The 21,255-nt window shown below is 64.1% G+C and carries 19 protein-coding genes; 6 read left to right on the top strand and 13 right to left on the bottom strand.

The genetic code is table 11. The annotated features are described in order from the left end of the window. Positions 1 to 130 precede the first annotated feature (130 nt). Complete coding sequence (locus tag JOD47_RS00740; protein WP_204531080.1) at positions 131 to 322, top strand: DUF2795 domain-containing protein; 192 nt, start codon at positions 131 to 133, stop codon at positions 320 to 322. Between the two features lie 74 nt (positions 323 to 396). On the opposite strand, the gene JOD47_RS00745 is transcribed toward JOD47_RS00740, so the two are convergent. Next, complete coding sequence (locus JOD47_RS00745; protein WP_204531082.1) at positions 397 to 1,179, bottom strand: hypothetical protein; 783 nt, start codon at positions 1,177 to 1,179, stop codon at positions 397 to 399. A 96-nt stretch (positions 1,180 to 1,275) separates the two neighbouring features. Between JOD47_RS00745 and JOD47_RS00750 the strand changes: the two genes are divergently transcribed. Next, entirely contained in the window at positions 1,276 to 2,172 is an 897-nt protein-coding gene (locus JOD47_RS00750; RefSeq protein WP_204531084.1) for an alpha/beta fold hydrolase, read from the top strand. Here JOD47_RS00750 and JOD47_RS00755 read toward each other — a convergent pair. The 5 genes from JOD47_RS00755 to JOD47_RS00775 all read right to left on the bottom strand — a co-directional run bounded on the left by JOD47_RS00755 (position 2,134) and on the right by JOD47_RS00775 (position 7,845). Next, positions 2,134 to 3,282 carry a cysteine desulfurase family protein gene (locus JOD47_RS00755; protein ID WP_204531087.1) on the bottom strand — a complete coding sequence of 383 codons (1,149 nt, stop codon included), beginning with the start codon at positions 3,280 to 3,282 and terminating at the stop codon, positions 2,134 to 2,136. The genes JOD47_RS00750 and JOD47_RS00755 overlap by 39 nt on opposite strands. Then, positions 3,279 to 4,208, bottom strand: coding sequence for a carboxylating nicotinate-nucleotide diphosphorylase (gene nadC, locus JOD47_RS00760; RefSeq protein WP_307836159.1), 930 nt, complete (start codon positions 4,206 to 4,208; stop codon positions 3,279 to 3,281). The genes JOD47_RS00755 and nadC overlap by 4 nt, the downstream gene beginning before the upstream one ends. Next, a complete protein-coding gene (gene nadB / locus JOD47_RS00765) occupies positions 4,205 to 5,746 on the bottom strand; it encodes an L-aspartate oxidase (protein ID WP_204531089.1) in 1,542 nt (513 codons plus the stop codon). Before nadB ends, nadC begins: the two co-directional genes overlap by 4 nt. After that, on the bottom strand, positions 5,743 to 7,044 hold the full coding sequence (gene nadA / locus JOD47_RS00770) for a quinolinate synthase NadA (protein WP_204531091.1): 1,302 nt from the start codon (positions 7,042 to 7,044) through the stop codon (positions 5,743 to 5,745). The genes nadB and nadA overlap by 4 nt, the downstream gene beginning before the upstream one ends. Positions 7,045 to 7,122: 78 nt before the next feature. After that, a complete protein-coding gene (locus JOD47_RS00775; RefSeq protein WP_204531092.1) occupies positions 7,123 to 7,845 on the bottom strand; it encodes an NUDIX hydrolase in 723 nt (240 codons plus the stop codon). A gap of 320 nt (positions 7,846 to 8,165) precedes the next feature. On the opposite strand from JOD47_RS00775, the gene JOD47_RS00780 reads away from it, so the two are divergent. Both JOD47_RS00780 and JOD47_RS00785 read left to right on the top strand, forming a co-directional pair. Further along, the gene (locus tag JOD47_RS00780; RefSeq protein WP_204531093.1) at positions 8,166 to 8,966 is read left to right on the top strand and encodes an alpha/beta fold hydrolase; all 801 of its coding nucleotides are present in this window, start codon (positions 8,166 to 8,168) and stop codon (positions 8,964 to 8,966) included. A gap of 140 nt (positions 8,967 to 9,106) precedes the next feature. After that, on the top strand, positions 9,107 to 10,069 hold the full coding sequence (locus JOD47_RS00785) for a serine/threonine-protein kinase (RefSeq protein WP_204531094.1): 963 nt from the start codon (positions 9,107 to 9,109) through the stop codon (positions 10,067 to 10,069). A 13-nt stretch (positions 10,070 to 10,082) separates the two neighbouring features. Here the strand turns inward: JOD47_RS00785 and JOD47_RS00790 are convergent, their stop codons facing one another. Next, positions 10,083 to 10,250 carry a hypothetical protein gene (locus JOD47_RS00790; RefSeq protein WP_204531095.1) on the bottom strand — a complete coding sequence of 56 codons (168 nt, stop codon included), beginning with the start codon at positions 10,248 to 10,250 and terminating at the stop codon, positions 10,083 to 10,085. 136 nt (positions 10,251 to 10,386) lie between these two features. Next, positions 10,387 to 11,262 carry a DNA-formamidopyrimidine glycosylase family protein gene (locus JOD47_RS00795; RefSeq protein WP_204531096.1) on the bottom strand — a complete coding sequence of 292 codons (876 nt, stop codon included), beginning with the start codon at positions 11,260 to 11,262 and terminating at the stop codon, positions 10,387 to 10,389. A gap of 150 nt (positions 11,263 to 11,412) precedes the next feature. Between JOD47_RS00795 and JOD47_RS00800 the strand changes: the two genes are divergently transcribed. After that, the gene (locus JOD47_RS00800) at positions 11,413 to 12,084 is read left to right on the top strand and encodes a TetR/AcrR family transcriptional regulator (RefSeq protein ID WP_204531098.1); all 672 of its coding nucleotides are present in this window, start codon (positions 11,413 to 11,415) and stop codon (positions 12,082 to 12,084) included. Positions 12,085 to 12,340: 256 nt separating this feature from the next. Here JOD47_RS00800 and JOD47_RS00805 read toward each other — a convergent pair whose 3' ends face one another. Then, the gene (locus JOD47_RS00805; protein ID WP_204531100.1) at positions 12,341 to 13,678 is read right to left on the bottom strand and encodes an MFS transporter; all 1,338 of its coding nucleotides are present in this window, start codon (positions 13,676 to 13,678) and stop codon (positions 12,341 to 12,343) included. A gap of 190 nt (positions 13,679 to 13,868) precedes the next feature. Here JOD47_RS00805 and JOD47_RS00810 point away from each other — a divergent pair, with 190 nt between their 5' ends. Next, positions 13,869 to 14,576 (top strand): IclR family transcriptional regulator, encoded by a 708-nt coding sequence (locus JOD47_RS00810; RefSeq protein ID WP_204531102.1) that lies wholly within the window; start codon positions 13,869 to 13,871, stop codon positions 14,574 to 14,576. Here the strand turns inward: JOD47_RS00810 and JOD47_RS00815 are convergent. From JOD47_RS00815 to JOD47_RS00830, 4 genes are all read right to left on the bottom strand, one after another. After that, positions 14,569 to 15,840 carry an MFS transporter gene (locus tag JOD47_RS00815; RefSeq protein ID WP_204531104.1) on the bottom strand — a complete coding sequence of 424 codons (1,272 nt, stop codon included), beginning with the start codon at positions 15,838 to 15,840 and terminating at the stop codon, positions 14,569 to 14,571. The two genes, JOD47_RS00810 and JOD47_RS00815, sit on opposite strands and share 8 nt — an antisense overlap. Before the next feature lie 72 nt (positions 15,841 to 15,912). Further along, positions 15,913 to 19,008 (bottom strand): AAA family ATPase, encoded by a 3,096-nt coding sequence (locus JOD47_RS00820; RefSeq protein WP_204531106.1) that lies wholly within the window; start codon positions 19,006 to 19,008, stop codon positions 15,913 to 15,915. Then, on the bottom strand, positions 19,005 to 20,168 hold the full coding sequence (locus JOD47_RS00825; RefSeq protein WP_204531109.1) for an exonuclease SbcCD subunit D: 1,164 nt from the start codon (positions 20,166 to 20,168) through the stop codon (positions 19,005 to 19,007). Before JOD47_RS00825 ends, JOD47_RS00820 begins: the two co-directional genes overlap by 4 nt. A gap of 86 nt (positions 20,169 to 20,254) precedes the next feature. After that, positions 20,255 to 21,133, bottom strand: a complete 879-nt coding sequence (locus JOD47_RS00830; protein WP_204531112.1) for an aquaporin — start codon at positions 21,131 to 21,133, stop codon at positions 20,255 to 20,257. Positions 21,134 to 21,255 lie beyond the last annotated feature (122 nt).

The following is a 21,255-nucleotide window of genomic DNA, read 5'->3' on the forward strand; positions in this document are numbered from 1 at the left end:
ACCGTCGTCGTGCGTTCGCCGTGTTTCGTCCTGTCCGGACAGCGGACGTCCTTTGCCCTTGAACCGAACGCGATAGTAAGCATACTGTTGATTCTGGTTCTACCGACTGCAGCGAACGAAAGGGAATACCATGGCAGATTCACCCAGCCCCATCGACATCCAAAAAGCCCTCGGCGGCGTCAGCTACCCTGCCCGGAAAGACGATCTCGTCAACAACGCTGAGACTTCCGGTGCAGACGGGGCTGTCCTCGACGCGCTCCGGGGCATCCCCGATCAGGAGTACGAATCTCCCGCTGATGTGAGCAAGGCCGTCTCGGAGTAGGTCGGGATCCGGAACTTCAGGTTCACCGATATCACGCGCACAGACACAGCCATCCTGGACCGCGGCGCTGGACCCTAGCTCGCGACCTGCAGCGACATGATCATCCGTCGGATCTGGTCGAAGTCCTCCTGGTCAAACCGCTTCTGTGCCTCAGCGATGGTTGCAAAGGATTCCGTCCGCGAACCAACCTGAGTCGGATCCAGTGCCCGAAGCTGGATGGAGTCACCGAAGGAATAGAGGCCGATGTGCTCCGGGCCCTGAACCGTGTTGTTCAGGACGCACGCCGCTCCATCAGCTCCGCCCACCATGTCGGTCACCCCGTATGAGCTGAAGAACCGGTAACCCTGGATGAGTCGCACCACAAAGCGAGGCTCGATGGAGCCTTCTGCCTCTGCTGTCGATGGGAGATCAACCGGCTCACTGGTGAGAACAATGTAGGGGCTTGCTGCATCCGCACCGCATTCCTCCGACGGGGAGACTATTCGGGTGTGCAGCTCTGCCATGCTGACGCCCTCAGCGTTGGACACGTCGAAGTGCAGGCCCCCCTCGCTGAACCCCTCACCCGGATCTTCGATGGGCTCCACTGTCCAGTTCTCGGGCACCTCGAAACTGACTTGCCTCTGTTCGTCGGTGAAAGCCGTCCATCCATCCCCCGGCGCCGGCCTTTCCGGAAGCATGGGGATCGCAACGGGTGTAGGGGCGGCACTCGCCGAAGCGGAACCCTCAGGCGTTGCGCTCGCAGCGGGACTGGCGGGCGGACGATCGCCAACAACGAAGTCGTCACAGCCCGTGACGGCGACCGAAACGGCGAGAACCAGAACAGCACCCACCAGGCGGGGTCCAACCGTTCGTGTCATATTCAATCCTTTCGAATGACCCGTGATGCCCACTCTATGCAGTGAAGCACGTCACTGAGGAGACATCCGCGGCCGGAGCGGCGCAGAATCACTTCCATGAAGCGTTTTATCGACACGTCCCTGGGATCAGTCGCGGTGCGCATACGCCCGGCTAGTTCCAGCACTCGAATTCCACCGGATAGCCCGCCGTGGGTCCTCCTGCATGGCGCTTCGGGTTCCTGGCGTACTTTCCGCGAACTGGCACGCAACGGAGCCCTGCCGGACACGGGTGATCTGGTCATCATCGACCTGCCGGGCTGGGGCAACTCCCCCGGCAGCCGTCTGCCCTTCACGGTTGAGCAGCAGAGCAGCGCCGTCGTCGAAGTACTGAGGGCCCTCGGCTACCGGTCCTGGTACCTCTTCGGGCATTCGATGGGAGCAGTTCTCGCGCTGGACATTGCGGCGTCGCATCCGGAAGAAACTCACGCCGTCGTTGCTCTCTCCCCCACCGCACTGACAGCCGTCGCGGCGCTGAACCACCCGCTCCGCCATCCAGCCATGGCACCGCTTCTCGGGATGTGCGGGCTCATGTTCATTCTGCGGGCGCTCGGACGATCCGCTCCAGCTCTGTTGCGCACCGTGGAGCGCGCGGGACTGCTCCGGCTCGTCCTTCGCCCTTTCTTCGCTCATCCTTCCGTCCTGCCGCGCCAGGTGTTCGCCGACCTGGCGCTCGATGCACGGCCGGCATCCTTCCTGGCTGCAGCACATGCCCTGAGAAAGTACGACGCCGGCACCTGGCACTCGATCAGCGCCCCCACAGTTCTGGTTAGAGGCAACAAGGACATCTTCACACCGCCGGACGAACTGCGTGCCCTTGCTGCCCTCATCCCACATGCTCACCGTGTGGTGCTGGACGACACCGGACACTTCGCGCATATCGAAGATGCAACCGGAACGGCCGGGTTGATGACGGCGCTACGTGCGGCTTCCCAAACCCTGGATGCTCTTGACTGAAGAGACAACCGCACGGGCGGCGAGCGCAATCTCGGCATCACTCGTTGCGGCCGTCCACGATAGCCGCAGTGCTGTCTGCGCGACATCGGGTTCCAGGCCCAGTGCAAGCAAAACCGCCGAGGGTTCACTGGCACCCGCCGCACAGGCCGAACCACTTGAGGACACGACGCCGGCGCGCTCGAGTTCAAGCAGGATCGCCTCACCGTTGGCACCTGGAAAACAAAACGAGGCGACATTCGGCAGCCGTTGCTCCCGATGACCGGTCAGGAGGGCACTCTCGACGCCATTGAGCACTGCGCTGATCAGATGATCACGCCGGGCCACCGACCCCGCGGTATTTTCCGTACGCTCCTGCTGAGCGAGCTGCAACGCAGTCGCCATGGCCACCGCGCCCGCCACGTTCTCGGTACCTGACCGCTTCCCCCGCTCCTGCCCGCCTCCATGAACGAGGGGCTCCAGCGGAAGACGGGAGCGAACAAAAAGGACGCCACAGCCCTTCGGCGCACCGAGCTTATGACCTGAAATGCTCAGGGCGTCCACACCGAGCTCCGCGGTGTTCAGCGACAGCCATCCCGCAGCCTGCACTGCATCGGTGTGAAAGGAAACCCCCTGCTCCCGGCAGATCGACGCCAACGCAGGAATTGACTGCACTGTGCCCACCTCGTTGTTCGCGTACATGATCGTGCACAGCGTGGTCTCTTCCGTGAGCGAAGCGCGGAGAGTCCCTTCCTCCACCAGGCCCTCCGCCGTCACGGGAAGAAGGGTGATCCGGAAGCCGTGGAACCGCTGCAGATAGTCCAGCGTTTCGAGAACGGCGGGATGTTCGATCGCCGACGCAACAATATGTTTGGCCTTGGGACGGGCCAGGGAAATGCCCTTGATCGCCAGATTGTCCGCTTCGGTACCGCCCGAGGTGAAGACGACGTCGTTCGGTTTGCAGTTGAGTTCCCTGGCCACCAGCCGGCGTGCGTAGTCGAGAGCGCGCGCGGCCGATTCACCGACCGTATGGGAACTCGAAGGATTGCCATAGTCGGTGGTGAGCAGCGGCCACATCGCTTCAAGCACCTCCCGGCGAACCGGTGTGGTGGCCGCAGCATCGAGGTAAATCACCGCACGCCGCCCAACATGCTTTGGCTGGAGCCGGAACCCTGCGCAGGCACAGGCGTACCGATACGGATGTCCAGCCCGAGATCCAACGCCTGAACGCTGTGGGTCAGCGCTCCGGACGAGATGATATCGACGCCGGTGTGCGCAATAGCGCCGATCGTCTCCAGCCGGACGTTGCCGCTGGCCTCCACCAGGGCGCGCCCCGCGACCTGCTTCACGCCGCTTGCCAGGTCCTCAAGGCTGAAGTTATCCAGCATGATCGTGTCGACGCCCGCGGCCAGCACCGGCTCGATCTGATCGAGCCGGTCAACCTCCACCTCGAAATGGACGGTATGCGGCAAACGGCCCCGCGCGGCCCGGAGTGCCTCCGTCAGGCCGATTGCACCGCCCTGGGTCAGTACCGCAAGGTGGTTGTCCTTGGCCATCACTGCATCGGACAGGCTGAAGCGATGATTGGTCCCTCCGCCGCAGCGCACCGCCAGGCGTTCCAGGATGCGAAGTCCGGGAGTGGTCTTGCGGGTATCGACGACGCGCGCACCTGTCCCTGCAACCTCCGCAACATAGCGTCCGGTGAGCGTAGCGATACCGCTCAGCCGCTGCGCCAGATTCAGTGCCACCCGCTCAGCCGTGAGGACGGACCGGGCGGGACCGGACACTGCGGCCAGCGCAGCGCCGGCGACGAACGCGTCACCGTCCCGCACACTGAAGGTGACCCGGATCCGAGGGTCGGTCAGACGCATGGCGGCCTCGATGACCTGCTCTCCGCAGAAGACGCCGGGTTCGCGCGCCATGACGACCGCTTCAGCCTGTGCCTCTTCCGGAATGAGTGCCTGGGAGGTTATGTCTCCCCATGGCGCGTCTTCGGCGAGCGCGGCAGCAACAATGCGGTCGACGTCGGCCGCGGATGGTTTGACCAGGGCAAAGTTCACAGGGCTCTCCTCAGGATGATGGGGCTGCCCTTCCGGGCGGACGTGCCGGGAAAATCGGCTCGGTAGTGCGCTCCACGTGACTCTGTGCGTGCCAGCGCTGACGCTGCGAGGAGCCTGGAACCGAGCAGCAGGTTCGCGGTCTCCCGCTCGGCGACGGAGGATCCGTTCGAATGCCACTCGGCGAGTTGCTTCGAGGCGATGCGGAGCCCCGCATCCTCACGCAGGATGGAGACGTGGTCGGACATCACCCGCTGCATGTCGGCACGGGCGGCGCGCACCGGACCAGGCGCCAGGCTCAGCGTGTCGGCGTCGACAGTCGGCCACGGTGCGCGTTCTGCAACGATCGCTTCCGCAGCCCGCGCGCCGAATACCAGCCCCTCCAGCAGGGAGTTGGACGCCAACCGGTTGGCCCCGTGTACCCCGGTTCGGGCAACCTCCCCGACGCCGTACAGTCCGGGCACGGACGTCCGTCCGGCGGTATCCGTCCACACGCCGCCCATCCAGTAGTGGGCAGCAGGGACAACCGGCAGGGGATTCCGTGCCCAGTCGAACCCTGCCTGCGCAGTCACAGCGTTCAACGTGGGAAACCGCCGTATGAGGAAGTCCGCACCAAGCTTCGTCGCATCGAGGAATACTTCTTCCCCTCCCGTCCGCGCGAGATGCAGTGCAATGCTGCGGGAAACGACATCCCGCGGCGCCAGCTCACCGGCAGGATGATAATCAGCCATGAACCGGCGCCCGGAGGCGTCCCTCAGCACCGCGCCTTCCCCACGCACCGCCTCGGAAATGAGCGGATGCCCGGCGACGTTCAGCGCTGTCGGGTGGAACTGGAAAAACTCGAGGTCGGCCACCGCCGCACCCGCCCGCCAGGCTGCAGCGACGCCGTCACCGGTGGCCACGGACGGATTGGTGCTGTGCGCGAAAAGCCCTCCCGCACCACCTGTCGCAAGCACAACGGAGTCAGCCGAAACCACCCGCTGGTGACCGTCACGTACGACGACGGCGCCGCTCACCTTCCCGTTTTCCCTCACGAGGTCGGCGGCGAAAGCGTGTTCCCACACGCTGATGCCGGGATCCGCCTGAGCGGCACGGATGAGCGGAGCAGCGATTCCCGCGCCCGTGGCATCACCGCCGATATGCAGAATCCGCGCGGCCGTGTGCGCGGCTTCCCGGCCGACTGCAAAGCCTCCATCCGGAGCCCGGTCGAAGAGCGTTCCGAGGTCGACCAGCCTTCCTATCTGAGCGGATGCCTCGGAACAGAGAATGCGCGCGGCCCGTCCGTCGGAGTGCCCGGCACCCGCAGCAAGGGTGTCAGTCACATGCGACTCGATGCTGTCGGGATCCGGACCCGGGGGGAGTTGACCCACCTGGTCCCGCCCGGGAAGTACTGCCGCAATGCCGCCCTGTGCGTACCAGGTGTTGCTCTGGGCAAGCGCACCCTTGGCCAGAACCGTGACCTGGATGTCCGACCGCCGGCGCAATTCAAGCGCCGTATACAGCCCCGCGATGCCGCTGCCGATCACCAGGGCGGTAGTCACGGTTTGGCCGCCAGCATTCTTTCGAGCGCTACCCGTGCAACCTCCGCCACCTCGGAGTCAACCACGATCTGGTTGTGGACAACTCCTGCCACCAGCCCCTCAAGCACCCAGGCCAGGTAGCCCGGATGAATCCGGTACATGGTCGAGCACGGGCAGATGACCGGGTCCAAGCAGAAGATGGTGTGCTCGGGATGCTCAGCGGCAAGCCTGTTCACCATGTTGATCTCCGTACCCACCGCGAACACCGTGCCCGGATCTGCCGCAGCGATTGCCTTCCGGATGTAGTCCGTTGATCCGGCTTCGTCCGCCGCGTCCACGACGGGCATGGGGCATTCCGGGTGCACGATGACCCTGACCCCGGGGTAGTCAGCCCGCGCCTTCTCGATCTGGTCGACGGTGAAACGCTTGTGGACGGAGCAGAAGCCGTGCCAGAGGATGACTCGTGAATCGAGCAGTTCCTGCTCGGTGTTGCCGCCCAGCACCTTGCGCGGATTCCACATGGGCATCTGGTCGAGCGGCACGCCCATAGCCTTGGCTGTGTTGCGGCCCAGGTGCTGATCCGGGAAGAAAAGCACACGCTGGCCCCGCTCGAACGCCCACTCAAGCACTGTCGCAGCGTTCGATGAGGTGCAGACGATGCCGCCGTAGCGGCCGCAGAATGCTTTGAGCGCTGCCGAGGAATTCATGTAGGTGACCGGGATGACCGGCTGGCGACCGGCGTCGTCGGGCTCTGTTCCGAAGAGCTCCTCGAGCTGTTCCCAGCAATCCGTCACCGAGTCGGCGTCCGCCATGTCCGCCATCGAACAGCCGGCCGCAAGGTTCGGCAGGATGACGCTCTGGTCGGGACGGGACAGAATGTCAGCAGTTTCCGCCATGAAATGCACGCCGCAGAACACAATAGCTTCGGCGTCCGGCCTGGTCAGCGCCGCATTGGCAAGCTGGAAGGAATCACCCACGAAGTCGGCGTGCCTGACGACCTCGTCCCGCTGGTAGAAATGGCCGAGGATGACAAGGCGCTCGCCCATCGCTTCCTTGGCTGCAAGGATCCGAGCTTCGAGCTCCGCCTCACCGGCGAGCTGATATTCCTCGGGAAGTACCCCTTGCCGGGGCGTCGAGACCGGCGCCGTGTCTTTCATCGAAGCGCCGGGGCCATAGTCCGGGCCCTGACCGGGACCGGCGGGAACGTCGAATTCCCACGGTCCCCTCGCGAGGTCCGGACTGCAGCTACTCCCCTGGGCAACAGACCGCTCGGCGTCCTGGCGGGACATGAGCTGAATGGCGGTATTAATGCTCGTCATGGGATTCTCCCTGATAGAAACGGGCTCCGGTGAGCCGGTGGTGGTTCGGTGGGGTGTTTGGTGGGTAGGGGCGTGGCTTCACGGTGATTGCGCTGGCAGGGGCTGCCGGACGCTGCCGTCCGGGACCGGCCCGGCATAGCGATAGAGCCGCGGCGGCCGGTGCCGTGTGCCCGTGAGGTACTCATCGGTGGCCTCGATATGGGGAGTTGCGCGAAGCTGCCGACGGAAGTTGGCGGGGTCCAGTTCCTTGTCGAGTACCGCCTCGTACACCTCGCGGACCTGCGCAAGTGTGAAGCGTTCCCCCAGGAGGTGGTAGGCAATCGAGCCGTATCCCATCTTGTTGCGCAGCCGCCAGAGCGAGTAGTCGACGATGTCGTTATGGTCGAACGCGAGGAACTCCAACCGGTCTGCGCGGAACCACTGCACGTTCTCGGATTCGCGCGTCAACGCTGCCTCGTCCGGCTGAACCAGGGCCCAGTACACGATCGACACCAAACGTTGCCCCACAGAACGGTCCAGGCCGCCAAAGGCGTACAGCTGCTCCAGATAGCGGGGCGCAAGTCCGGTGGTCTCGAGGAGGTTGCGCGACGCCGCGTCCTGAAGAGATTCCGAGTGCGCCAATGGCCCGCCCGGCAGCGCCCACTGGCCCAGGTATGGCTGGCGAATCCGTCTCACGAGCGGTAGCCACAGGGTGGGCCGGCCCGAGGACTCACTCGGGCGCAGTGCAAAGATGACCGTGGAGATCGCCAGTGACGGCGGCTGCACGTGTCTCTCGGATACGTTCGCTGACAGTGCATTCATATGGCCCTCCTCCCGGCCCGTTACTTATAGTCACTATGACTATAAGTAATACTAGACCGCCGCTCCAGCTCACGACGAATCTCCGCGGTCTATGACGCGCCATACCGGATAATTCTGGGGATTTCATGGGAAATTACCGGCCGATTTGCATCCGAACAGAAGCGGTGACTAAAGTCACACGGGTTGGCCACTGCTGGCCGGGCGGCGGAGATCTGTTCAATGAAGCACAGTTCTCTGCCGCATTTTCTTTTCGCACGAGAGTCCTGCTTCGGGGCGCTAGAGTGCAAGTAAGACCGCAGCAAGAGCACCCGGAGGAACTCATGGGACGTCACAGCGATCATCTGGTCGAGGGAACAAACCCGGGGTTGAACGTCGCCATCCACGATCCTGCCGGTCCGTCGGCACTACGCCCTGTCCTACTCCTCCACGGATTCGCCTCCTCGGCCAGGCTCAACTGGGAAGATTCCGGATGGGTTCGCGCACTCACGGCCGCCGGCCGCAAAGTCATCGTCCTGGACCTTCCTGGCCACGGAGCAAGCTCAGCTCCCGAAGAAATGGACTCCTACTCCCCCAGCCGCATCCGCGCGGACCTCCTCCAGGTTCTGCTGGATGCGCACGTCCACCCCCTCACGGAAGACCAGCCGGGCAGTGGCGTTGACATCATCGGGTACTCGCTCGGTTCCCGCCTTGCCTGGGAATTCGGTGCCACGCAGCCGGAACTGGTCCACCGCATGGTGCTGGGCGGACCCGGAACCGGTGACCCACTGGCGGCCTTCGACCTCGACGCCGCGCAACGCTTCCTGACCGACGGAACTCCCATTCCGGACGAGTCGACCAATAGTCTGCTTCGGATGGCCCGACTCATTCCGACAAACGACGTTTTTGCCCTGCTCACCATGGTTGAGGCAATCAAGCGCGAACCTTTCGTGCCGGGTGACGCGGTGCCTCACATGCCCCTGCTCCTGGTGGCTGGAGACGGGGACGAGCGGGCGCGCACCCTCCCGGAACTGGCGGAACTGAGCAGCCAGGCAGAGATACTTTGGCTTCCTGGACGCACCCATACCAACGCAGTAACTTCCCGGACGTTCAAGAGCGCAGCCATCAACTTCCTCGCTGCGTAACAATCATCGAACGTGTCGGCGCTCCGGCGCGGTGGCGGTCTCCCGCACCGCCCCGAGCAGGGTAGAATGGTCGAGGTGATCAGCATGCTTATCACCCGCTGTTCACCCCATAACTTTTCTTTCTTCCCCGGAGGTCTCACGTGGATGAACTCCTGGCCGAGCGTTACCAACCCATTGAGTTGATTGGTACCGGCGGCGCAGCATCGGTGTTTCGGGCACTGGACCGAAACCTCGGCCGGGACGTGGCAGTCAAGGTTTTCAACCCCACCACCTCCGATGACGACGATTACCGGCGTCAGCATACGGAGACACTGCTGCTGTCCACGCTGAACCACCCCGGGCTGGTGACACTTCATGATGCCGGACTGCAGGATGACGGCAGCGGCAAGACCACCAGCTTTCTCGTCATGGAACTGGTGGACGGACTGGACCTGCGCAAGCTTTTGAAGAGCGGTCCGCTGTCTTCCGAGCACGTGGCCCAACTGGGTGCGGATCTCGCAGATGCGCTGGCCTACATTCACTCCCAGGGTGTCATTCACCGTGACGTGAAGCCGGCAAACATTCTGATGTATCACTCCGGGGAACAGGACACACGGCTCTACCCCAAGCTGACCGACTTCGGGATTGCCCGCATGGTGGATGCAACCCACTCCACCGCACATGGTGCCACCATCGGCACGGCCAACTACCTCAGCCCGGAGCAGGCCGAGGGCACGCAGGTGGAACCCAGCAGCGACATTTACTCGCTTGGTCTCGTGCTTCTGGAATGCCTGACCGGGGAGAAGGCGTTTCCTGGCCCCGTCGTCGAGGCTGCCGTGGCCCGCCTCCTACGGGACCCGGACGTTCCTGAATCCCTCGGCACTGAGTGGGTCAACCTCCTCACCCGCATGACCGCCAGGGATCCGCGGTCGCGCCCCGACGCGCATGAGGTCGCGCTTGCGCTCCGTGTGGGAAGCGACACCGACAACGACGGCGGCATGGTACTCAAGCGGCCGGCGCCCAGCGACACTCAGGCAGATACACCCGACGTGATTACTGGCGGCGTCACCACCGGCAACGTTCACATCCCCGAACCGCCGTCCCACGCCCCTTCACTGGGTTAGCACCTTCAGCGCTTCACCCTGCGTCCTCGTCCGGGTCTTCCTCCGGTTCGAAGCTGCTGGGCTCCTCAGTGGTTGTGGCGCCAACACCGTCGTCGTTGTTGGGTATGGTTCCTTCCGGCTCCGTGCTGGTGGAATCCTCGCCCTGGCCGTCTTGCTCTCGGTCGCGTGAATCATTCGTCATGGTGACCTCCGTAGTTGGAACCGGATCGTTACACCTTCGATCCTAGGGTCATCGGTGTCGCCGGCGAAAGGTGCCGCCACAGATCACGGGAACACCAGCGGCCGAAAGACGGCACCCGCCAGGGTCGCCCAGCGAGTCATTTGAGGAACCTGGACGTCCGCCGATCCGCAAGCGGCTTACCTCCTGTCTGGCAGGTCGGGCAGTATTGGAGCGCGGAATTGGCGAATGAGACCTCGCGGACGGTGTCGCCGCATACGGGGCAGAGCTCGCCGGTCCGGCCATGAACCTTCATCTCCCGCCGCTTGGAATCCTTCAACTCCTTCGCCGGTTTGCCTGCAGCCGCGGTGATGGCTGCTTCCAGGACCGAATGCATCGCGTGGTGAAGCACCCCCAGTTGCTCATCGCCCAGCTTCGACGCGAGTGCGAACGGAGACAGTCGCGCGGCGTGCAGAATCTCATCACTGTAGGCATTGCCGATTCCCGCAATGAAGGACTGGTCCCGCAGCGCACCCTTCACCTGGCTGCGGTGCCCATGGAGCATGGCCACGAACTGCTCCTGACCGACGTCGAGCGCTTCCGGCCCCAACCTGCTCAGACCCGGAACCTCTGCGACCTCCCGGACGAGGTAGACCGCCGCCGACTTCTTTGTGCCGGCTTCGGTGAGATCAAATCCGTCTCCTGCAGGCTCCGAGCATCTCAGCCTCAACGCAATCGGACCCTTGCCCGGCCGCAGGGCGGTGTCCGGGAGGGTGTCAGACCAACGCAGCCACCCTGCCCGCGCCAGATGCATCACCAGATACACGCCTTCAAGGCTGAGGATGAGGAACTTGCCCCTCCTGTCGACGCCGGTGAACGCCTTCGCAGACACCGCAGCAAGCGGGACCCCGGCAGTCTTCAGCACTGCAAAAGAGCCAAGCTCAATGCTTCCGACACGGGCGGGTGCACCGCCCTGGGGCACCAATTTACTGGCCAGGAACTGGGCGAGTCCCTGTACCTCAGGCATCTCCGGCATGGCACTACGGTACAGCGGGAGGTCTCCCCTGCGAGCGCGGCGCCACGAGAACAGTTTGCGGCAACAGGGCAACAGGTCTTCCACTACCGTGGAGGAAGGAGCAGGTGAACGGTGTCGGCTCCGTCCGGGAAGGAATCAGGAACACAAACGATGGTCAGCGCAACCGGTGCATCCCGCCGCTCAGCAGGCAGGCCGCTGAACAGGGTCCTCTCCCAGGAAGCAATTACCCGTGCGGCTCTTACACTCATCGAAACCCGCGGGTATGAGGGTTTGACCATGTCTTCCCTTGCCCGCGCACTTAAAGTGGCGCCGTCGTCGTTATATAACCACGTGGAATCCAAGGGCGACGTGCTCATCCTTGTGCAGGACCACGTCATGACCCAGGTGGACGTGTCAGGTTTCGAGTCCGAACCGTGGGAGCAGGCCATCCGCCGGTTCGCCTGGTCCTATCGCGATGTCTTCACCCGGCACACCCCGCTCATTCCGGTGATCGCCGTGCTGCCCGTGAGCGGTGCACCGCAGACTTTGGCCGTCTATGAGGCGGTCACCGGCGGCTTTGAGCGGGCCGGCTGGCCGGAACCGTTAATTGTGCCGGCGATCATCGCCCTGGAGTCGTTCATCTTCGGGTCCGCGTTCGACGCGACGGCACCGGAAACGATTTTCGAATCAGGATCACTGGCCGGAGCCTACCCGCGGTTCACTGCTGCCGTCGCCGCGCGCAAGGATCATGCGGCCCAGCGGCAGGCGGACGCCGCCTTCGGCCTCGGGCTTGATGCGATGATCGCCGGGCTCAGGGCAGCGGTGGCAGGAAACCCACGATGACGGGGGCCCTCGCGTAATTTGCACCACTGGGCGACGTCAGCCACGGAACGACGCCAGCGGCGGCCGGGCATGCGAAAGGCCGGCTCGGTGGGCTGGGGGAACCCGTGGCGAGCCGGCCTTTCTTGTACCGGACCCGTCAGTCCGGCGGCGGGCCCCTCGTACAAGGCCCGTCTTGATTCTCAGTGTATGAAGTGCCGGTAACGGACGCCATGGGGAGAACTACCCATGGCGGTATCCAGCCGCCCCGGCGTTCCTGCTACTTGGCCTGCTTGTGAGCAGCGCCGGCGTGCAGCGGCAGCCCGCGTGTCTCCTTCACCATGGTCACAGCCACGAAGGAGATGACGCAGAGCACCATGATGTAGACGCCGATCGAGATCGAAGAACCGGTGCCCGTCAGCAACGCCTCGGCAATCAGCGGAGCGAAGGCACCACCGAGAATCGCGCCCAGTGCATAGCCGATGCCGATGCCGGAGTACCGCACGTTCGCTGGAAACATCTCGGCGTACATTGCGGACATCGGCCCGTAGGACAACCCGAGACCGATCGTGAGGACGAACAATGCGACACCGTAAGCGAGAATACTGCGCGTGTCGATCATCAGGAACAGTGGGATCATCCAGACGAAGACGATCGCATAGCCGATCTGGAAGGTACGCACCCGGCCGATCCGGTCCGAGAGGATGCCTCCGTACATGGTGAAGATCAGCCAACCGAACGACGCGAGGAGGGTCGCGAACAGCACGGGTCCACCGGGCATGCCCAGCGTGCGCTGCGCGTACGCCGAGAAGAAGGCGATGAGTAGGTACCCCGCCGCGTTGTTCGCGATGAAGATTGCTGCAGTCAGGACAACCTGCTTGGTGTTGTGGCGGAACAGCTCCTTCAGCGGAACGGAAGACTCCTGCTTCCGCTCGGTCATTTCCTTGAAGACCGGGCTCTCAGCGACCGCCTTGCGGATGAAGTAGCCAACCACGATCAGGACCACGGAGAGCAGGAATGGAACCCGCCAGCCCCAGGCAAGGAAGTCTTCCTGCGACATGGAGGAGCGCAGCAGGAACAGCACCAGCGTTGCGATGATCATTCCAACGGGAACACCGATCTGAGGGTATGCGCCCCAGAAGCCGCGCTTGTGAACCGGAGCGTGCTCGACCGCCATCAGGGCCGCACCGCCCCATTCGCCGCCGGCCGAGAATCCCTGCAGGATGCGCAGCAGCATCAACAGGATCGGCGCCGCCACGCCGATCTGCGCGTACGTCGGCAGAAGCCCGATCAGAGCAGTGGCCGAGCCCATCATGACCAGGGTGAAGACGAGCATGGCCTTGCGGCCGATGCGATCTCCCAGGTGACCGGCGACTACCGCTCCGAGCGGCCGGAAGAAGAAGCTGATGCCGATGGTGGCCCAGGAGACCAGCTGCGCCAGGCCCGGGCTGTCCTCGTTCAGCGGCGCAAAGTACAACTGGGCGAAGACGAGCCCCGCGGCCTGCGCGAAAATGAAGAAGTCGTACCATTCGATGGTGGTACCAACCATGGTTCCGGCAACGACCTTGCGGTCCTCCCGAGACATGCGCTGCCGGGGGGCAGCCGTTGAAGACGTCATTGTTACTCCAAGTGGACGGACTGAATTACCGACAGAACGTTCGGTAACTGTGGTTCAGATCATACTCGCAATGGACACCGCGCCGCAGTAATTACCGGCAGCCGACACATACATAGCGAGTCACCGGCGTTCAACCGTCGAAGAGTTCGATAGTTGAACATATCGTTCCGATATAGAATAATAGCGAAGTGTGAGCCCTGACACAACAGCCCAGCACTCGCAGACCCTTTCCCGCGGTCTGCGTTCCCTCGAGATTCTGGCGGATGCCCCGCGGGGGTTATCAATCGCCGAGCTGTCCGCAGCACTGGGGGTTCACCGCTCCATTGCCTACCGGATCGTCCGCACGCTGGAGGACCATTCCCTCATCGTCAGGGATGATGCCGGCAAGATCACGTCCGGACCTGGTCTGGCCGCCCTCGCGCGCGGGGTATCCCGTGACCTGCAGACTGCAGCGCTGCCTGAACTGACAGTTCTGGCGAACGAACTCGGCATGACTGCGTTCGTCGCCGTCTGGGACCGCCACGATTGCGTGACTTTGGTGACGGTCGAGCCACGTCACTCCAGCGCTGCCGTCGCCCAGCGGCCGGGAACACGGCATGCCTTCAGCGCGGGCGCTCCGGGCATCGCAATCCAGTCCGCGGTGAGCCAGGAGGATTGGGAGCGGCTGGCGCCAGGCCAGCTGTACCGGGAAGAAGCTGCTGCAGCGCGCTTGCAGGGCTTCGCCACCAGTCATGATGAGGTGATCGCCGGTTTGTCATCCGTGGCCGCTCCCATCCGGGTCTCCGGCGGACTGCCTGCGGCAGTGGCCGTCGTCTATATCCGCTCCGCCCATCCGGAGGCTGAACTCGGCCTGCGGATTGCGGGCAGCGCCCGCACCATCGAGGAACAGCTCAGCTGACTTCCGCCGGATCAGGCCTGCGTCGCAACACCACAGTCGACACCAGGCCCAAAAGCAGGAGTACGACGGCGGCCGCCACCGGAACAGCGAAAGCACCACGGACACTCGCCTCCGCCAGCGCTCCCGCTATGGATGCTCCGAGCGCAGTGCCGGCGACAATGCCGCTTGCCAACAGGGTCATCACCGTGCCGACCAGGTGTTTCGGCGCGACCAGTGAGCCGACGCTGAAGATGGTGACCATAGTGGGACCGACGGGGATTCCGAGAATCAGTAGTGCTGCGAGCATGAACGGAATGTCCAGCGCAAAAAGGGGCAGGAGAGCAGCCGCACTCATCAACGCCGCTGACGCCACCCACCGCAGCGGATGGCGGAATCGCTGCGGCCAGTACGCTACGGACAGTGCGGTGAGCGCGGAGCTCACGCCCATGACGGCATACAGCAGACCGGCCGCCGTCTCCGCTCCAAAACCGCCGGCGAAAGCGATCAATGCGGTCTGGGTAGAGCCGAAGAAGGTTCCCATCATCACCATCCCGAGAACCGGCAACACCACGAGGAAGCCGGTATGCGCTCTTCCCTGGGACTTCGCTCGTTCCGTAGCTTGCGTGCGGGGGCGTCGCCGCAGTGGAATTACCGCCCGCTCCGTCGGGTGCACGGCGAAGGCGGAGACAAAGGCCAGAGTCAGTGCAGCTGCGAGAGCGAGCGGCAGCCAGGGCGCAATCAGGCTGGCCAATAACCCCACCAACGCAGGACCCAGCACGAACGTCAACTCATCGGCCGTGCTTTCATAAGAGAGGGCCGTATCGAGATCTGTTGGTCGCTTGTCCTGGGTCAGCGCCATCCAGCGAACCCTGGCCAGCGGACCGATTTGAGGGCAGGTTGCGCCCATGAGGAAGGCTGCAATGAGCGTGGGCAGCAGCCCTGTCCCAGCGCCGGATGCGCCGCTGACGGTGATCAGACCACCGATTGCAAGGGTATTGAGGACGGCTGACAGCAGCAGGACCGGACGCTGGCCGTGACGGTCCGCCAGGAAGCCGAGGACCGGCGCGCCCAGCGCAGAACCGATGCCGACAGCGCCGGCTGCAAAGCCGCCGGAAGCGTAGGAATCCGTGCCGGCTGTCACCAGGGTGAGCGCTCCGACTGTGAGCATCGCCAGCGGCAGGCGGGCAATCAAACCGAGTGGAATAAAGCCTGCACCGGCGATCTCGGGCAGGCGGCCGAAACGTCCGCGGTGGGAGGTTTCTAATTCGGAGGTTGGTGTAGCCATGTGCTTTCCGGGTGCTGTGGAGCGCGCATCGTCCCTCCTCCCGATGCGCCCAACCCGGTAACACTCACAATTTTACACTCGCTGCAACTGATTGACGAAGCGCACAGTCGACCCTGTCCGGCTCTTGAAAACCTGCAGCTGCGCGGGGATCCGCTGCAACAGGTCAGCAACATGGCTCACCAGTCCAACCACCCGTCCGCCGTCACGCAGGCTTTCGAGTGCGTCCATCACCTGCTCGAGGGAGTGCTCGTCGAGGCTCCCGAACCCCTCGTCGACGAACAGCGTTTCAATGTCCAGACCACCCGACTCCTGTTGCACGACGTCTGCAAGCCCCAGTGCGAGCGCCAACGATGCCATGAAGGACTCGCCGCCCGACAGCGTTGCCGTATCCCGGTGCATCCCGGTCCAGCTGTCAATGACGTTCAACCCGAGCCCCGATTTACGATTCCCTGATTTCGAGTCGCTATGGATAAGCGAATACCGGCCGTCGGACATCCGCTGCAGGCGCTCGGTTGCAGCATCTGCAACCTGTTCCAGGCGTGCCGCAAGCACATAGGTAGCCAGACTCATCCTGTACAGATTTTCACCGTTACCCCGGGCCGTGTCAGCAATGGATCTGGCGAGCTGATGAGCTTGCTGCAGAGGCACGAGGCGTTTCTCAAGTGCTGCGGACCGGTCCGCATAGGATCCCATCTGCACTACGGACTGCTCCAGCAACCCCACCTCCAGTACAGCCCGGTCGAGACGCTTCGACGCGTCCGCCTCCTCGGTCGCGGCCGATGCAATGTCAGCTTCATCCGGCAGGGGGCCACCGTCCTTTTCAAGGACGGCAGCGGCAAGGTTCTCCGGTCGCTGGAGGTCCCGTTCGATCCGATGAGCTGAATTCTCGGCGTCCCGGATTGTCCGCTCCGCGGTGTCGGCCTCCGTGCTGCTCAGCAGCGCGTCGCGGACAGCTTCCGCTGACGCGAAGTCTGTTGCTGCCAGGTAAGTCTGCAGCGCAGCTTCGGCTTTCTCCAGACTCTCCTCTGCCTGTTCACAGCGACTCAGGGCAGCGCATACCGCTCCGAGACGCCGCTCTGTTGCTTCGAGCGCTGTTGTTTTCTCCTTCACCGAGTTGTACGAGTCACGCACGTCGGACAGTCTTGCAACCAATGCCGACTGCTGCTCCGCAAGCGTGGCTAGCCGTGATGATTCTTCTGCCTGGCTGCGCCCGAGCTCTGCCTCTTGCTCCTGCAGCCCGGCAAGCGATGTTTCCGCGGCGGTTTTTCGCGTGCTGAGATCGGTGGCCAGGCGCACCGCCCGTTCCGCTTCCGCATGCTGCTGTTCAAGGGACACCAGGGCAGCGCGAAGCTCCTCAGCCGGAGCGTCGCCGCTCCTGGCGCGTAGCCCTGCGGCTTTCAACGCCGCCTCATCGCGAGTAGCTGCGGTCTCCCGTAACTGTTGCTCGGCCGCGTCCTGTTTTTCACGGGCAAGGGCTTCATCCTCGCGGGTCACGAGGGACTGTGCATCCGCCGCTGCGGGCGCCGGATGGTCCTCACTGCCGCAGACGGGACAGGGCTCCCCTGCGTCCAACCGTTCGGCGAGCTCCGCAGCAGTCTGTTCCAGACGAACCTGGAGTCTCCGGAGCCAACCTTCCTTCGCCGTGAGGAAGAGTGTTTGATGCTCCTGGTGTTTCTCGTTCAACTCACGCAGGGATCGCTCCGCCAGTTCCGCCTGCGCCAGCAACTCCAACCGTGTTCTTGCTTCGGCACATTCCGTGGCCAGTTGTCCTGCACGGGCAGCCGTACCCTGCGTATCTTCCAGCCGTGCTGTCAGCTCCACGTACTCCTGCCGCAACGCCGTATGGGCCTCACTGCACCGCGCGGCCTCTGCCTTCTGGCCATCGAGAGCGCTCTCACCCTGACGGATCCTTTCGGACAGCTGGGTCAGGTCCTTCTCCAGCGGCAAGGCTGCGCGCGCCGCCGCCAACGATTCGCGGACAGCCCCGTGTGCCCGTTCAGATGTGGCCAGCGACCGCGCGGAGTCCGGATGGAGGACCTCAGGAGCCTCGTGCAGGACTGCGGGATCGGCCTGCAACGGGCGTACAGCGGAGTGCAGATCCGCCCGCTGACGACGCACCTCATCAGCCGCCTCATCCCGCGATTGGAGGGCACCCTGGAGGATCTGGGCGCGCCGGTGATCTGCCAGCTGTGTCTTCAGGGTTACCGCCTCATCCAGGGCGACCTGATTGCCCTGTGCCTCGGCCACCAGCTCGCGGAACGTCAGGCGGTCCCTGCGTTCAGCCTCAAACCGGGAGCGCCTCTCCGCGGCGGCATCGCGTAGCGCCGTGAGCTCCCGGGCCCTTCTCCGGCCGTCAGCCACGGCGGCCGTCAGCAGCTCCTGAAGAACCAAGGGATCCGGCTTCCAGTCAGCGGTAACACTGCCCTCCTGGCCGGAACCGTCCGGTTCACTTTCCGGAAAGGACGCAGGGTTGAGTGACTGCTGGGGCGACAGGCCGTGGCGCTGCACTTCCTCTGCAGCCCGGCTGAGGAGGTCCTCCAACTCACTTTCGACCTCCTGGAGGCGCGACGACGTCCGCACGGCGTGCTCTGACAGCAGCTGTTCCACGGTCGAGAACCGGTCGGTCGCGAATAACCGTTGCAGGAGTTCACCGCGGGACGCGGCGTCGGAACGGAGGAATGCCGCAAACTCACCTTGAGGCAGCATGACCACCCGGGTGAATTGCTCCCTGTTCATCCCCAGGAGGTCCAGGAGTTCCGCTCCTGCTTCATCATTGCGGGTGGAACGGGTGACCCACTCCCCCGCAACGCGCTCACGCAGCAGGGTTTTTGCCTGCTCGGTGGTTGTTCCGGCACCCCGTTTGGACGGCCGGTTCCAGGACGGATTGCGGGTGACTTCCAGTCTCCGGGACCCGGCAGAGAATTCACACAGCACTTCCGGTGCGAGACCGTCTGAAGCGTGATCGCTGCGCAACCGCCTGGCGTTCTGGCGTGCTCCGGGAACCGAACCGTACAACGCATAGCAAATTGCGTCGAGGACGCTCGACTTACCCGCGCCGGTAGGTCCGTTCAGGAGGAACAAGCCCTGTTCGGTGAGGGCGTCGAAATCGATATGCTGGCGCTCAGCAAAGGGCCCGAACGCCTGGATCTCGAGCCGGTGGATCCTCATGCGCCGCTCTCCGCCGCCCGGAGGGCACTGATGATTTCTGCGAACAGGGCGGCCTCCTCGCTGTTGGCCTTGCGCTCGCGCACATGTTCGAGGAATCCGCAGCAGATTTCAGCATCATCAACGGCCTGCGCGATGCGTTCGCTGTAGGTCCGTTCCCCACCCTCAGTTCGCGACGCGGGTTCGAACGCAAGCACCAGGGTTCCGGGGAAACGCGCCCGCAGCCGTTCCATGGCCTGCTGCGGCCGCTCGGTGTCGGTCAGTGTCACCTGGCACCATGCGTTCTCTGCACCGGCGTGCTCCGGTGAGGTAATGAGTTCATCCAGGGTGCCCCGCAGGATGGCGAGGTGCCGTTGAGGCGCCCACGTCACCGCACGAATCTCGCCGACGCCATCCACTCCGACATCGATCAGCCACGCGCCCTTTGACTGACGTGCCTCGGAGAACGAGTAGGCAAGAGGGGATCCGGAATACCGTACCCGCGCGTGCAGCTGCTGCTGCCCGTGCAGGTGGCCGAGCGCCACGTAGTCGAAATCCTCGAAGAGACCCAGGGGAACAACGCCGAGGCCGCCCATGCTGAGCTCGCGTTCGCTGTCCGATCCGACCCCGCCGCTGGCGAAAGTATGCGCCATGACCACCGAATGCACAGTCCCCTGCCCGCGGCGGCGCTGCAGGTCAGCCCTGACGCGGTCCAGGGCCGCAGAGGTCACCGCCGTGTGGGTTGCGCTCTCGCAGCCGAGCGGATCCGCGACCATCCGCGGTTCCAGGTAAGGCAGCCCGTAGATGGCAACCTCAACCCCGGTGTCCACGCGGAACACCGCAGGCCGGCCGATGTCATTCAACCGGGTACGGAGGTGGACTCCTCCACGCTCGATGAGCTTCCCGCCGAACCCCAGCCTGACCGCAGAGTCATGGTTGCCGCTGCTGACCACAACCTGCGCGCCCGCCACGGTGATTCGTTCCAGTGCCTCATCAAAGAGTTCGACGACATCCACGCCAGGGAGGGCGCGATCGTAGACATCCCCGGCAATCAGGACTACGTCCACGTTCTCCTCGCGGACCGTCTTCTCCAGCTGGTCGACGAAAAGCTGCTGCGCCTCGAGCATTCCAACCCCATGGAAGGAGCGGCCCAGGTGCCAGTCAGACGTGTGCAATAACCTCATGATTCCAAGCTACCGGCCGCCTCCGACAGTTTCGGACGGCAACGCCGGAGCACAGCAGGGAACGGGATGCCAATGGTCAGAAGACGCTACCGGGTGCCGTCGTCGTCGGCGGTGTCACGGCGGGCGGCCAGCGTTGCAGCAGCCGCCGCGGAACCCGCCGCGGTGTCCGTGGTGTCAGGGGTGCCCGGATCATTCGCCGGAGTGGACTCAGCGTGGCCGCTGCGGGTCGCCAACTCGAAGCTCCGGTACAGCAGGCCTGCAATCAGCGCGCCGAGCAGGGGTGCAAGCCAGAAGAGCCACAGCTGCTGTGCTGCCCAGGGCTCGGCGAACAGCGCCGTCGCCGTGGAACGGGCAGGATTGATCGCGCCGTTATCTATGGGAGCAAGCATGGTTAGCAGGACGGCGTATCCCAGGCCGATAGCGAAGGGAGCCGCCGCACGGGAGAGCGAGCGGCCGGTCGATCCAAGCACTACGGCGGTCAGCAGAGCAGCGGCAGCGACCTCGATCAGCAGCACACTCGCGATCGGGAACTGGGTTGAGGAGTGCTCCGCGTACCCGTTCGCCGCTGCAGAGAACAGGCCGGTGGTCTGGATGTCCTGCGGATGTGCGCTGAAGATCACCCAGAACAAGCCGGACGCCGCAAGCCCGCCAAGAACCTGCGCCATGACGAAGGGCAGCACCGGCCTCCACGCCAGGCGCCCGGCCATCGCCAGTCCGAGGGTGACGGCCGGGTTGAAATAACCGCCGGACAACCGGCCGAATGCCGCGATGGCTGCGGCCAGGGCCAGCCCGAACGCAACACCCGGAGCAATGCCTGCCTGCGGATTGAGCATGGTCACCCCCAGACCGCCCAGGACCAGCAGAAACGACCCGAGCGCCTCAAGCAGTGAACCCGTAAGGAGGCCCGGGCCGTTGTCGTCGTACCCAGTATCCGTGGAGGGCGCTTCCTGGCTGATCGGGTGCATGGTGACTGATTCCTTTGACGGTGGGGTGTGGTGGGCACGAGGCAAACCCATTCAGCGTTCCATCCGTTTCTGGGCGTTTCCTGACAAAGGCGGCGCACGGATCATCCGCGGCACTGCCTAGA

Origin of the sequence: Arthrobacter tumbae (assembly GCF_016907495.1) — a bacterium.
GTDB classification, from domain to species: Bacteria; Actinomycetota; Actinomycetes; order Actinomycetales; family Micrococcaceae; genus Arthrobacter_D; species Arthrobacter_D tumbae.